Origin of the sequence: Micromonospora sp. NRRL B-16802 (genome assembly GCF_001279555.1) — a bacterium.
GTDB lineage: Bacteria > Actinomycetota > Actinomycetes > Mycobacteriales > Micromonosporaceae > Micromonospora > Micromonospora profundi.
In genome coordinates this window covers 1-12,374 of the sequence record NZ_LGEB01000084.1, presented here as the reverse complement: position 1 = coordinate 12,374, position 12,374 = coordinate 1, and the positions used below count along the sequence as shown (strand labels likewise).

Below are 12,374 nucleotides of genomic sequence, written 5' to 3'. Positions count from 1 at the left end.
CGCAACCCCGCAACCCCGCAACCCCGCAACCCCGCAACCCCGCAACCCCGCAACCCCGCGTCGATCATGGAGTTGTGGTGGCCGATTTAGGCAGTTCCGCACCTTTCGCGGGGCACCACAACTCCATGATCGACGGGACTCCTGGTTCCGACGCCCCTTTGGGGATGGCACTGGGCGGATGGGTGTCGGCGGTTGGTTCTGTCCCGGTGGGCCTGATACCTGAGAGTCATTTTGATGACTCTCAGGTATCACGTATATGTGGGAACGTGCCGGTGCGGACCCAAGCGACCACACCATGAGGTGACGGTGGTCGAGGTCGGCACCTGGCGCACCACGTTTGACGACCTCGTGGCCGGTGGCAACGATGAAGTGTCACTCTGCTGACGCGCTGCCTCGCCGGGAGGCGACCGCCGCCCGTCGTCCCGCTGCTGATCCGGAGGTCCCTGGTGCCACAGCACGGCCAGCCCGCCGACGACCAGGCCGCCACGCCCGGTCCCCCACCACCCAAGACACCACAGAGCGAGACGCCGCACAACCAGACGGCCCGCGACCAGGCGGCCCACGACCAGACGGCGGGCACCGAGACGCCTCGCCGGGAGCCGGTGCCGGACTTTGAGCCGGAGGACCTGCCGGCTGCCCCGTCGGGCAGGTTCGGTACGCCTGGGCGTCCGCTGCGGCGCAGCAGCTTCCTGCTCGGCTTCACCGGCGCGTTGGGGGTGCTGCTGGCGTACACCCTTTATCTGGGGATTCGCAATGCCGGCGGCATCCTGGTGCTTGTGGTGATCGCGCTGTTCCTCGCGGTCGGTCTCAACCCGGCGGTGGTGCGACTGCGCCGCTGGGGTGCCCCGCACGGCCTGGCGGTCGCGGTCGTGGCGCTGACCGTGGTGCTGCTGCTCTGCGGCGGGCTGGTGGCGCTGGTCCCGCCGATCGTGACGCAGTCCGGGCAGTTCATCGAACAGTTGCCCAGTTACGTCGAGGACCTGCGCCGCAATCCGACGGTCAATGACCTGGTGGTGCGGTACGACGTGGTGGAGCGGGTGCAGAGCGCGGCCAACGCGGACACGATCGGCCGCGCGCTCGGCGGGGTCCTCGGCGGCGCACAACTGATCTTCGGTACGGCGTTCCGGACGCTTACCGTGCTGGTGCTGACCATCTACTTCCTTGTGTATTTCGACAGGTTGCGCTCGCTGGGCTACTCGCTGGCACCCCGGTCGCGGCGCGAGCGGGTGCAACTGATCGGCGACGAGATCCTGGCCAAGGTCGGCGCCTACATGGTGGGCGCGCTGAGCATCGCCGTGCTGGCGGGCGTGACGACCTTCGTCTTCGCGTTGATCGTCGGGCTGCCGTACCCGTTCGCGCTGGCCGTGGTGGTGGCGGTGACCGACCTGATCCCGCAGATCGGCGCGACCCTGGGCGCGGTGATCGTCAGCCTCGTCGGGTTCGCCACCAGCCTGCCGGTGGGCATCGCCTGCGTGGTTTTCTTCCTCATCTACCAGCAGGTGGAGAACTACCTGGTCTACCCGAAGGTGATGCGCCGCTCGGTGGAGGTCAACGAGGTCGCCGCCCTGCTGGCCGCGCTGCTCGGGGTGGCGCTGCTGGGCGTGGTGGGCGCGCTCATCGCCATCCCGACCGTGGCCGCGCTGCAGCTGATCCTGCGCGAGGTGGTGCTCCCCCGCCAGGAGAGCCGCTGACGCGTGCGGGTCAGTCGGCCCTGCCGGCAGCCGGCCCGGGTACGGGCGTGTCGGCGAACGCCGCAACCGTCCGGTCGGCGTACGCGCTGACGTCACCGGATTCCATCGGCCCGTCCCAGGTGGTCGGCAGCGGCACCTCGACCGCCGGGTTGACCCGACGGACGATCTCGTCGAGCACCGTCTCGGCGTCGCCGACCCACAGGTGCTTCGCTCCCGGCACCCCTACCACCTCGGCCTGCGGCACTGCCGCGAACCGTTCCCGCGCCTCGGCCGGGCGCAGGTAGTCGTCGAACTCGGGCACCAACGCCACTAGCGGCCGATCGGAGCCGGCCCAGGTGGCCAGGTCCTCGGGGGCCGAGAAGCGCAGCGGCGGGGAGAGCAGGATCGCGCCGACGATCGCCGGGTCGCAGCCGTACTTGAGGGCCAGGTCGGTGCCGAACGACCAGCCGACCAGCCAGATGTTGGGCAGCTCGGCGAACTCCGCGTACTCGATCGCGGCGGCCACGTCGAAGCGCTCGCCGACCGCCCCGTCGAACGCCCCCTCGCTGGTGCCGCGCACGCTGCTGGTGCCCCGGGTGTTGAACCGGAGCACGGCCACGTCGGCCAGCGCGGGCAGCCGCCACGCCGCCTTACGGAAGACGTGGCTGTCCATCATCCCGCCGTGGGTGGGCAGCGGGTGCAGGCAGACCAGGGTGGCCACCGGCGGCCGCTCGGCCGGTAGGGCCAGCTCACCGACCAGCCGCAGACCATCGGCGGTGTGCAGCTCGATGTCCTCCCGGCGGCCGGGCAGGATCGACGACGCGCGGATCGTTGTGCTCACCGCTCAAGTCTGTCGCGAAGTCGCCGCCACCGCCCGCCCAGACGCGAACAGCGTGATCTAGGTCGCTCAGCAGCGGGGCGCAACGCCAGCCGGCCAGCGGCGCGGCGCCACGCCCAGCCGGGGCCGTCTCAGTAGCGCGGCGTACCCCGACCGCGCTGCACGGCCGGGCCGCGCCGCTCCCGGGCCCGCCAGCAGCCGCTGTGCCAGTGCCGCCGGTCGGTCAGGTCACCCAGGCCGTCGGCAGGCCAGGCCACCAGGTGCGCCACCCCGGGCCGGATCTCCTGGTCACAACCGGGGCAGCGGTACGTCTTGACCGACGCGCCCGCGCCGATCCCACGGACCTGCCAGGCGCCGTCGGTCCACTGCTGCACCGAGGCGACGCCCTGCCGGACGCGGTCGGCGTCCAGGTTGGCGTTCTCGTCCCGGCGAGGGCGATTGCGACGGGGGCTCACAGTCACCAAGCGTACGGTCCCCCGGGCGGAACGACCTTCCGGGCCGCCCGGCGGTTGGAGTCACTCCCAGCTCTGCGGCTTGGTCGGGTCCTCGGACAGTTTCACCTGCGCCAGCAGGGCCGTCGCCTCCGCTTCGGTGAAGATGTTCGCCGGTCTTTCGCCGTCCCAGGGCCAGCCGAAGTCGGCGGTCAGCCTCGTTCGGGGTATGCCGACAAGTTCCAACCTCGTCCCCTTGGCGGAGAGCAACGCGGGTCGGCCCGCGATGGTCCGGTCCGCCTCGGTATAGGTGCCCGCCCGGCTCGCGTACCGGTACTCCACCGACATGTTCTCCACCGGGGACCGCTGAAGGGCGAACCGGGCGGTGACCAGTCGCGGGTACGAGGCGATGTCGACGGAGCAGACGGTGACCCTCGCGCCTTCGGGCAGGGCACCGAGCCGCAGCGGTGCGGCGCACCGGCGGGCCTCCTTCCAGCGCAGGGCCCCGACCGCCTGATTCAGGACGGCACGGTCCCCGTGCAGCATGACGGCACGGGCGTACAGGCCCGGCGCGGGCTGCCACAACTTGACCAGCCCACGGGCCATGCCGCTGGCCGGGCGTACCGCACCGTCGAAGTTCGGACGTCCCGGTTCGGTCACCTCGAAGGACGCGCCGTCGATGGTGACGCTGCTGGGAAATTCGATCGACCTGCCGACGTCGATGCGCACCTCTTCGCTGCCTGCCACGCTGAGCCGTACCGTCTCGACCTGATCCCGGATCACCTCCCAGCCCAGGTAGCGGGCCCGGTCCGGGTCGACGCCGACGTGCAGCACCTGCGGATCGGCACCTACCAGCGCCGGGTCGGCGGCGGCCCCGGGCACTCCGTCGGCGCGCGGCGGCACCACGGTGGGCGTGGGCGCTGCCGTGGTCCAGGGCATGCGGCTGGTCAGCCCATCGAGGCCCGTCCCGGTCACCCCGACGACGCCGAGGGCTCCGATCAGGGACAGCGCGGTACCGGCGGCGACCCGGCGGTGCGCCTGTCGGCGGCGGCCACGAGCACGGGAGGTGTGCAGCAGCTGGTCGATGTCCACGTCACCCTCGGCACGCTGCCGCAGGGTCCGGGTGATCTGTTGGTCGAGGTCGGCCACGGCCGGCTCCCATTCGTGGCCGGGACGCCGCAGCGCTCCCGGAGGTTGGCGAGCGCCCGCATCGCATGAGTGCGGACGGTGACCGGCGAGCAGTCCAGGATCTGCGCGATCGTCGCGTCGTCGAGGTCCTCGTAGTAGCGCAGCACCAGTACCGCCCGTTGGCGGTCGGGCAGGCCGAGGATCAGCCGCCACATCTCGTCCCGCTCGGCCGCCTCACCGCCGACGTCGCCACGGTGCGGCCGGTCGTCGACGCTGTCGACGACCAACTCGCGGTTCGACCGGCGACGCCACCAGGAGTTGTTGGCGTTGACGAGCATCCGGCGCACGTACACGTCGGGACGGTCGGCCCGGGAGATCCGCCGCCAGTGCACGTACGCCCGGGACAGCACCTCCTGGGTGAGGTCCTCGGCCCGGTGCTCGTCACCGGTCAGCAACCGCGCCAACCGGACCAGTGCCGGGCCGCGGCTGCCGACGTACTCCTCGAAGGTCACACCTCTCAGACGCCGCCAGGACCGCCCAGCGTTTACCGGGTCAGCGGTGCGAGTGGTCGCGGAAGCCCCGGCGGGTCTTGCGGCCCAGGTAGCCGGCGGTGACCAGGTGCTCCAGCAGCGGTGCGGGCGCGAAGCCCGGCTCGCGCAGCTCCAGGTACAGCTCGCGCTGGATGGCAAGCGAGACGTCCAAGCCGACCACGTCGAGCAGCTCGAACGGGCCCATCGGGTAGCCGCAGCCCAGTTTCATGGCGTGGTCGATGTCGTCGGCGGTGGAGTAGCTGGCCTCCAGCATCTTCACGGCGTCGTTCAGGTACGGGAAGAGCAGCGCGTTGACGATGAACCCGGACCGGTCGCCGCAGACCACGCCGGTCTTGCCGAGCGCCGCGCAGACCGCCCGGGCCGTGGCCGTGGCCTCCGGCGAGGTACGGATGGTACGGATCACCTCGACCAGCGGCATTACCTGCGCCGGGTTGAAGAAGTGCAGGCCCACCACGTCGGCCGGCCTGTGGGTGGCCATCGCCACCTCGATCACCGGCAGCGAGGAGGTGGTGGTGGCCAGCACGACGCCCGGCTTGCAGATCTCGTCGAGGCTGGCGAAGAGGGCCTTCTTGACGCTCAACTCCTCGATGACCGCCTCGACCACCAGGTCGACGTCGGCGAGGTGGTCGAGGGTTGCGGACCAGCTGATCCGGCCGAGGGCGGCGTCGCGGTCGGTCTCGGCGAGCTTGCCGCGCACCACGCCCTTGTTCAGCGAGGTCTTCACCGCCTCGCACACCTTCGCGGACTTCTCTGCGCCCCGGGTCACCGAGACGACCTCGTAGCCGGCCTTCGCGAAGACCTCGATGATGCCGGTGGCCATGGTTCCGGAACCGACGACGCCGACCTTCGCGATGGCGCGGGCCCCGTCGGCGAGCGCGGCCTCCGCGGCCACCGGCGTCGCCTCGTCGGGTACGACCTTCGGCGAGCCCGGCCGCTCGTAGGTGTAGAAACCCCGACCGGATTTCCGGCCGAGCAGCCCTGCGGTCACCATCTGCTTGAGCAGCGGCACCGGGGCGTGCCGGCGGTCCCGGCCGCCGCGCCGGTACATGGTGTCCAGGATCTCGTACGCGGTGTCCAGGCCGATCAGGTCCATCAGCGCCAGCGGGCCCATCGGCAGGCCACAGCCGAGCTTCATGGCGGCGTCGATGTCCTCCCGGGTCGCGTAGTGCGACTCGAACATGCCGACCGCGTGGTTGAGGTAGCCGAACAGCAGCGCGTTGGCGATGAAGCCGGCCCGGTCGTTGATCGTCACGTCGACCTTGCCGAGCCGCGCGCAGAGCGCTTCGACGTCGGCGACCACCTCGGGCGCGGTGACGACGGTACGGACCACCTCGACCAGCTTCATGACCGGCGCCGGGTTGAAGAAGTGGATGCCGATGACCTGGTTGGGCCGGGTGGTGGCGACCGAGATCTCGGTGACGCTCAACGACGACGTGTTGGTGGCGAGGATGGTGTCCGGCCGGCAGACCCGGTCCAGCTCCGCGAAGATCCGCTGCTTGAGGTCGAGGTGCTCGGGCACGGCCTCGATGACCAGGTCGACGGAGTGCAGCGCGTTCAGGCCGACGGCGAAGTGCACCCGCTCGTTCAGGGCGTCCCGGTCCGCGGCGGCGAGCTTGCCCTTGGCGACCGCCCGGTCGGTGGAGCCGGCGAGGGTGGCCCGGCCACGTTCCAGCGCCGACTCGGAGATCTCGACGGCGATCACGTCGATGCCGTTACGGGCGAAGACCTCGACGATGCCGGCACCCATGGTGCCCAGCCCCACCACACCCACGGTGTTGAACTCGCGCGCCACGACCGGCCTCCCCAGACACTCCGCACAACCGCTGAACGGTCGCTAAGTTATGCGCGCGAGTCTGCCACGTGACGCTCGGTTGTCGAGACGCCGTGGCATATTTCACCCACACCGCCACCGACCGCCGCTGCCGGGCTCATCGGTTGTCAGCCGCCGAGGCGTCGGGCTCAGACGGCCGGCACGGTGGTCAGTGCCAACAACTCCGCGACGAACTCCGCCGGCCGCTCCAGGTGCGGGCTGTGCCCGCACTCGGGCAGCACCACCTCGTGGTACGCGCCGCCGGCCGCCGCGTACCGCTCCAGCACCGCCCGGGTCTGCCCGACCATCGGTTGCGGTGGACACGTCTCCTCGCCAGGCCAGCCGGGTACGACACCAAGCGAACCCAGGTACGCCAGGTCGAACAGCGAGGTGTCCGAGACGATCACGTCGGCGTCGCCGCGTACCCAGGTGATCGGAGGCTTCTCGGCAACGGCCACCAGCTCGTCGGCGAGCCGGAACCAGGTCGGCGCGAGCGCGTTGAGCACCCCGCGCTCCCCCGGCGCGGTCCCGGGCCAGTTCTCCGACGGCACCGCCGTTCCGGGGTAGTTGTCGTCGCCGGTCGCCGTGGAGAGCACGCTGTCCAGCAGCAACTCCTCGTCGGTGCTGAGCGACGCCGGGTCGGCCACGTAGGCCGCCCGCAGTACGGCGCGCGGGCTCGCCTGCGCGTCGGCGCCCCGATCGCCGGCCGCGAGTCGGGCGACGAAGTCCCCGTTGGCAGTGCCGGCACCGGTCCCGGCGAAGTCGGGCGTGGTCGGCGTGCCGTCCAGGTCACGGGTGCCACCGAAGCCGTACGGGGAGACGGGCGCGGCCAGCAGCAACGCGCCCACGCGATCCGGGTGGTCGACGAGCAGCCGCATGGCCACGCCGCCGCCGAGGGAGTGCCCGACCACAACCGGACGCGTGCTGCCGGTGCGGAAGAGCGTCGGGTCGTCGAGCAGGGCGGCCACGTCGTCGGCGAAGTCCCGCAGCCCTCGGGTGGCGTTCACCGGGGCGGTCTCGGAGTCGCCGTATCCGCGCAGGTCGGGAGCGACCACCCGCAGCGTCGGCGGCAGCCGCCGCACCAGCGGCTCCCAGAACAGCGAGGACGAGCAGTTGCCGTGGATCAGCAGCACCGGAATGCCGTCCGGCGGGCCCGCCACGCGTACCGCCTGGTTTATGCCGTTCGCCGTTACGGTCCGCAGCTCGGTCTCCATCCGCGGGATGGTGCCACGCCGCTTTACGTCGGTCCAGGTGTGCGGCGGCCATTCCGGGCGCGTCCCCTGTGTGGGGGCCGGCCAGGCCTCGCCGCGGTCGGCTCAGCGGCGCGTGGCGGGGGGTGTGGCCAGCGGCAGCGGCAGTGTCGGCCGGACGTCTCGTCGAAGGGGGCCGAAGCTGAGCCCGACCGGGTCCGTGTGCGCCACTCCCGGGTCGAACAGCCGCAGCTCGGTACGCCCGAGCCGGATGACGTCGCCGTCGGAGAGGCGTTCCACGTCGGTGATCCGGCGGTCGTTGAGCCAGGTGCCGTTTGTGGAGCCCAGATCCCGCAGGGACGGGCCCTCCGGGGCCAGCCACACCTCCGCGTGACAGCGGCTCAGGTGCGGGTCGTTGACCACCAGCTGGCCGGTCGGCGCCCGGCCGATCACCAGCGGCTCAGCCCGCAACCGGAAGCTCGCTCCACGCATCGGTCCAGCCGCGACCGTCAACAGCGGCAGCAATTCCGGATGTTCGTCCATGGACAGTCATCCCTCCCCCGTATCATCACTCCGCGCGTCAGCTTGCCATCAGACGGTAATCGTCAATACCGACCGGCCGGTCAGCTCCTCGCCACCTCCTGGACACCTGCTGTTCGACGGTTTGGGCGGGCGGACGCGACACGACCCTTCTGACCTGCACTGATCAACGAGCAGGTCAGCCGGTGCGCCCTCGTCCGAGTCGCCGAGATCACGACCTACCAGTGAGTAATCTTCGGGTCTAGACTTCGGCCATGACGGCTGTGCGTGTCCCGGGTCTCCCGATCATCGAAGCGGGTCAACTGATCTCCACCAGCCCGGCCACCGGCGTCGAGGCGGGCCGCCTCCCGATCGCCACAGCCTCCGACGTGCGGCAGGCCGTCGACCGCGCCCGCGAAGCCAGCGAGTGGTGGGCCGGCTTGGGCTTCCCCGGCCGCCGCCAGCACCTGCTGCGCTGGCGCGCGCTGCTCGCCCAACGGATCGAGCAGCTCGCCGAGCTGGTGCACGTCGAGGGTGGCAAGCCTGTCGCCGACGCCATCGTCGAAATCGTCACCGCCATCGAACACATCGACTGGGCCGCACGCAACGCCGGCCGGGTGCTCGGCCCGCGCCGGGTGCGGTCGCGGCTCATCCTCGCCGAGTTCTCCGCCCACCTCGAATACCAGCCGTACGGCGTGGTCGGCGTCATCGGACCGTGGAATTATCCGGTCTTCACTCCCGTCGGCTCCGCCGCGTACGCCCTGGCCGCCGGAAACACTGTGGTGCTCAAGCCGAGCGAATACACGCCCGCCGTCGGCCAGTGGCTGGTGGACAGCTTCGCCGAAGTCGTCGGCGAGCAGCCGGTCTTCACCGCGGTACACGGCCTGGGCGACACGGGCGCGGCGCTGTGCCGCTCCGGCGTCGACAAGATCGCCTTTACCGGCTCCACGGCCACCGCCCGGAAGGTGATGGCCGCCTGTGCCGAGTCACTGACCCCGGTGCTGATCGAGGGTGGCGGCAAGGACGCCATGATCGTCGACAGCGACGCCAACCTGGACGCCGCCGCCGAGGCGTGCGTCTGGGGCGGCATGACGAACGCCGGTCAGACCTGCATCGGCATCGAACGGGTCTACGCCGTCGACCCGATCTTCGACGCCTTCGTCGACAAGGTGGTCGCCAAGGCGGGCCGGCTCACCGTCGGGCCCGAGGGCACCGACATCGGCCCGATCACCATGCCCAGCCAGATCGACGTGATCCGTCGACACATCGAGGAGGCCGTCAGCTCCGGCGGGCGTGCCGTGCTGGGCGGCCCGAGCGCCGTGCAACCCCCGTACGTGCATCCGACAGTGCTTGTCGACGTCCCCGAGGATTCGGCCGCCATCCGCGAGGAAACCTTCGGCCCGACGCTGACCATCAACCGGGTCCGCGACGCCGACGAGGCCGTCGCCCGGACCAATGCACTGTCGTACGGCCTGGGTGGTTCGGTTTTCGGCAGGCGGCGCGCGGTGACCATCGCGCGGCGGCTGCGCTCGGGGATGGCCTCGGTCAACTCCACACTGACCTTCGCCGGGATGTCCACCCTGCCGTTCGGCGGGACCGGCGACTCCGGCTTCGGGCGGATCCACGGCGAGGACGGGCTGCGCGAATTCGGCCGCACCAAGGCCATCACCCGCCGGCGGGCCCGATCGCTGCTGCCGTCGATGACCTTCGAACGGACCCCTGCCGACGTAGCCCGTCTCGTCAAGGCCATCAAGGTTATGTACGGCAGATGAGTGTCGGATAACCGATCTCCGGCGAGATCAGCGTATCCACATGTTTGTACGTCGTCGTCGCGGCGGTACATTGCGTTAAATGGGCCACAATCGATTGCGCTACCGCCTTGTCGACAGCGACCGGTCGTGGAGCGCTCGGCAGAGGCGGCGTCGTTCGGACTGGCTGGTGCGCACATTTCCCGATATCGGGGATATGCACGTGGTCGACCTCGGCGGCCGGCTCGGCACCTGGCAACGCGCCACAGTCCGGCCGGCCCGCGTGACAGTGGTCAACCTGGAGCAGCCGCCCGCCGTCGTCCCCGAGTGGGCCCACGTCGAACAGGCCGACGCCTGCGACCTGCCGGAGCACGTCACCGGCGGCACATACGACCTGGTGTTCTCCAACTCCGTGCTGGAACACCTCGGAGGGCACGAACGCCGGCTGCGATTCGCGGCTGCCGCCCGCTCACTGGCCGACCGGCACTGGGTGCAGACCCCCTACCGGTACTTCCCCATCGAGCCGCACTGGATCGCGCCCGGAATGCAGTTCCTACCGGTACGGCTGCGCACCGCGCTCGCCCAACGCTGGCCGCTCGGCCACAAGCCGACCCGCAGCCACGAAGCCGCCATCCACCAGGTGCTCTGGACCGAACTGCTGGACCGCTCGCAGATGCGCCACTACTTTCCCGACTCGCGGCTGCTGGTCGAGCGGGTGGCCGGGCTGCCGAAATCCCTTATCGCCGTACGCAGCTGAGCCTCAGAAGAGCGTCAGCTCGTCCTTCTCGATGCCCCGCAGCTTGTCGTAGTCCACGACCACACACCGAATGCCGCGATCGGCGGCGAGCACCCGGGCCTGCGGCTTGATCTCCTGAGCGGCGAAGACCCCGACCACCGGGCTGAGCAGCGGATCACGGTTCATCAGTTCGAGGTAGCGGGTGAGCTGCTCCACCCCGTCGATCTCACCGCGCCGCTTGATCTCCACGGCGACCGCACCGGAGTTGGCGTCCCGGCACAGCAGGTCGACAGGCCCGATCGCCGTCATGTACTCACGGCGCACCAGCGTGTACCCCTCGCCCAGCACACCCGGGTTCGCGGCCAGCAACTCCTGAAGGTGCGCCTCCACCCCGTCCTTACGCAGGCCGGGGTCCACACCCAGCTCGTACGAGGTGTCCTGGAAGACCTCCTCCAGGGTGATCCGCAGCTCCTCGCCGGCCTTGTTGACCACCCGCCACACGCCGGGAGCCTCCTCCAACCGGCACGGCGGGCTCATCCAGTTCAACGGCTTGTACGCCCGGTCGTCGGCGTGGATGGACACCGACCCGTCCGCCTTCACCATCAGCAACCGGGTGGCCAGCGGCAGGTGAGCCGAGAGCCGTCCGACGTAATCCACCGAGCACTTCGCAATGACCAACCGCACCCGACGAGGGTAGCCGAGCATCCCGCGACCGCCACCGAGCGGCACTGGCGCGTCGATGCCATGCTGAGATCGTGTTCGAAGTCCTCACCGGCACCGGCCTCGCCGCCTCGGCGGGGCTGAACGCCTACATCCCCCTGCTCGCCCTCGGCCTACTCTCCCGCTACAGCAACCTCATCGACCTGCCCAGCGGCTGGACGTGGCTCGGCAACGGATGGGTCATCGTCATCCTGGCCGTACTGCTCGCCGTCGAGATGGTGGCCGACAAGGTGCCGGTCGTCGACCACATCAACGACGTGGTGCAGACAGTGGTCCGACCGACCGCTGGCGGGTTGGCGTTCGGCGCCGGATCGTCGTCGGAGACAGTGACGGTCAGCGACCCGGGAAGCTTCTTCTCCTCGCATCAATGGGTGCCGGTGGCCGTGGGCGTCGTCCTCGCCTTCGGCGTACACCTGCTCAAATCCGCGGCGCGACCAGTCGTCAACGCCACCACCGGAGGGTTCGGTGCGCCCGTCGCCAGCACCGCCGAGGACGCCACAAGCGTCGTCGTCTCCCTCGTCGCGATCCTCCTGCCGGTGCTGGTGCTCGCCTTCCTGGTCGGCCTGTTGGCCTTCTTGTACTGGTTCCTACGCCGGCGCTCCGACCGGCGCCGAGAACGCGAGGCAGCCCGCGCGGCCGGCTTCCGCGTCTGACGACCCCTCGCGCGGGGCCTCCGTGCCTCTGCCCGGCGCCCGATGTGCCGGCCTCGGCGCTCGGCGCGTGGGGCCGGGCCTCGGTCGTAGGTTGAAACGCCGATGGCCGGCACCCCGTGTTGGGGGTGCCGGCCATCAGTCGGTGCGTCATGCGGGTGGGTCAGCTGTTCCAGTACTGGGCGACCAGGTCGGCGGCCTGCTGCTCCCACTGGGCGTAGGCGTCCGGGTACGCGGAGACCTGCACCGTCTGCGCGGCCACGGTCAACGGCATGTCCTGCCACCCGTCAACCTGCTTCAAACCCTTCAGGAACGCGGTGGTGGAGTAGTCGGGGTCGGTGATCTGCTCCGGCGTACCCCAACCCGAGCTCGGACGCTGCTGG

11 protein-coding genes and 2 pseudogenes are annotated in these 12,374 nt (G+C 70.5%); 4 read left to right on the top strand and 9 right to left on the bottom strand.

The features are described from left to right. Window positions 1–602: 602 nt before the first annotated feature. Window positions 603–1,691 carry an AI-2E family transporter gene (locus ADK66_RS23035; protein WP_053658710.1) on the top strand — a complete coding sequence of 363 codons (1,089 nt, stop codon included), beginning with the start codon at window positions 603–605 and terminating at the stop codon, window positions 1,689–1,691. A gap of 10 nt (window positions 1,692–1,701) precedes the next feature. On the opposite strand, the gene ADK66_RS23030 is transcribed toward ADK66_RS23035, so the two are convergent. The 7 genes and pseudogenes from ADK66_RS23030 to ADK66_RS23000 form a co-directional block, all read right to left on the bottom strand. Beyond that, window positions 1,702–2,511: an alpha/beta hydrolase gene (locus ADK66_RS23030; protein WP_053658706.1), complete on the bottom strand. Its 810-nt coding sequence runs from the start codon at window positions 2,509–2,511 to the stop codon at window positions 1,702–1,704. 128 nt (window positions 2,512–2,639) lie between these two features. Continuing rightward, on the bottom strand, window positions 2,640–2,963 hold the full coding sequence (locus tag ADK66_RS23025) for a hypothetical protein (protein WP_231640156.1): 324 nt from the start codon (window positions 2,961–2,963) through the stop codon (window positions 2,640–2,642). Between the two features lie 60 nt (window positions 2,964–3,023). Then, window positions 3,024–4,088: a hypothetical protein gene (locus tag ADK66_RS23020; protein ID WP_157552844.1), complete on the bottom strand. Its 1,065-nt coding sequence runs from the start codon at window positions 4,086–4,088 to the stop codon at window positions 3,024–3,026. 2 nt (window positions 4,089–4,090) lie between these two features. Beyond that, a pseudogene (locus ADK66_RS23015) lies at window positions 4,091–4,579 on the bottom strand (SigE family RNA polymerase sigma factor); the annotation flags it as partial. Between the two features lie 40 nt (window positions 4,580–4,619). Next, on the bottom strand, window positions 4,620–6,410 hold the full coding sequence (locus ADK66_RS23010) for a 3-hydroxyacyl-CoA dehydrogenase family protein (RefSeq protein ID WP_053658700.1): 1,791 nt from the start codon (window positions 6,408–6,410) through the stop codon (window positions 4,620–4,622). 167 nt (window positions 6,411–6,577) lie between these two features. Then, window positions 6,578–7,642 (bottom strand): alpha/beta hydrolase, encoded by a 1,065-nt coding sequence (locus ADK66_RS23005; RefSeq protein ID WP_053658697.1) that lies wholly within the window; start codon window positions 7,640–7,642, stop codon window positions 6,578–6,580. A gap of 102 nt (window positions 7,643–7,744) precedes the next feature. After that, window positions 7,745–8,161: an FHA domain-containing protein gene (locus ADK66_RS23000; protein WP_053658695.1), complete on the bottom strand. Its 417-nt coding sequence runs from the start codon at window positions 8,159–8,161 to the stop codon at window positions 7,745–7,747. Between the two features lie 251 nt (window positions 8,162–8,412). On the opposite strand from ADK66_RS23000, the gene ADK66_RS22995 reads away from it, so the two are divergent. After that, window positions 8,413–9,909, top strand: a complete 1,497-nt coding sequence (locus ADK66_RS22995) for an aldehyde dehydrogenase family protein (protein WP_053658694.1) — start codon at window positions 8,413–8,415, stop codon at window positions 9,907–9,909. A 79-nt stretch (window positions 9,910–9,988) separates the two neighbouring features. Beyond that, complete coding sequence (locus ADK66_RS22990; protein WP_053658691.1) at window positions 9,989–10,642, top strand: class I SAM-dependent methyltransferase; 654 nt, start codon at window positions 9,989–9,991, stop codon at window positions 10,640–10,642. Window positions 10,643–10,645: 3 nt separating this feature from the next. On the opposite strand, the gene nucS is transcribed toward ADK66_RS22990, so the two are convergent. Next, a complete protein-coding gene (gene nucS, locus ADK66_RS22985; protein ID WP_053658708.1) occupies window positions 10,646–11,305 on the bottom strand; it encodes an endonuclease NucS in 660 nt (219 codons plus the stop codon). A gap of 71 nt (window positions 11,306–11,376) precedes the next feature. On the opposite strand from nucS, the gene ADK66_RS22980 reads away from it, so the two are divergent. Further along, window positions 11,377–11,994: a DUF4126 domain-containing protein gene (locus tag ADK66_RS22980; protein WP_053658689.1), complete on the top strand. Its 618-nt coding sequence runs from the start codon at window positions 11,377–11,379 to the stop codon at window positions 11,992–11,994. Between the two features lie 160 nt (window positions 11,995–12,154). On the opposite strand, the pseudogene ADK66_RS22975 reads toward ADK66_RS22980, so the two are convergent. Beyond that, a pseudogene (locus tag ADK66_RS22975) lies at window positions 12,155–12,374 on the bottom strand (hypothetical protein); the annotation flags it as partial.

What these genes read in the sequence shown, in the direction of transcription:
- ADK66_RS23000 (WP_053658695.1), bottom strand. Translation starts at nt 8,161, where the DNA reads ATGGACGAACATCCGGAATTGCTGCCGCTGTTGACGGTCGCGGCTGGA.
- ADK66_RS23005 (WP_053658697.1), bottom strand. Translation starts at nt 7,642, where the DNA reads ATGGAGACCGAGCTGCGGACCGTAACGGCGAACGGCATAAACCAGGCG.
- ADK66_RS22990 (WP_053658691.1), top strand. Translation starts at nt 9,989, where the DNA reads ATGGGCCACAATCGATTGCGCTACCGCCTTGTCGACAGCGACCGGTCG.
- ADK66_RS22995 (WP_053658694.1), top strand. Translation starts at nt 8,413, where the DNA reads ATGACGGCTGTGCGTGTCCCGGGTCTCCCGATCATCGAAGCGGGTCAA.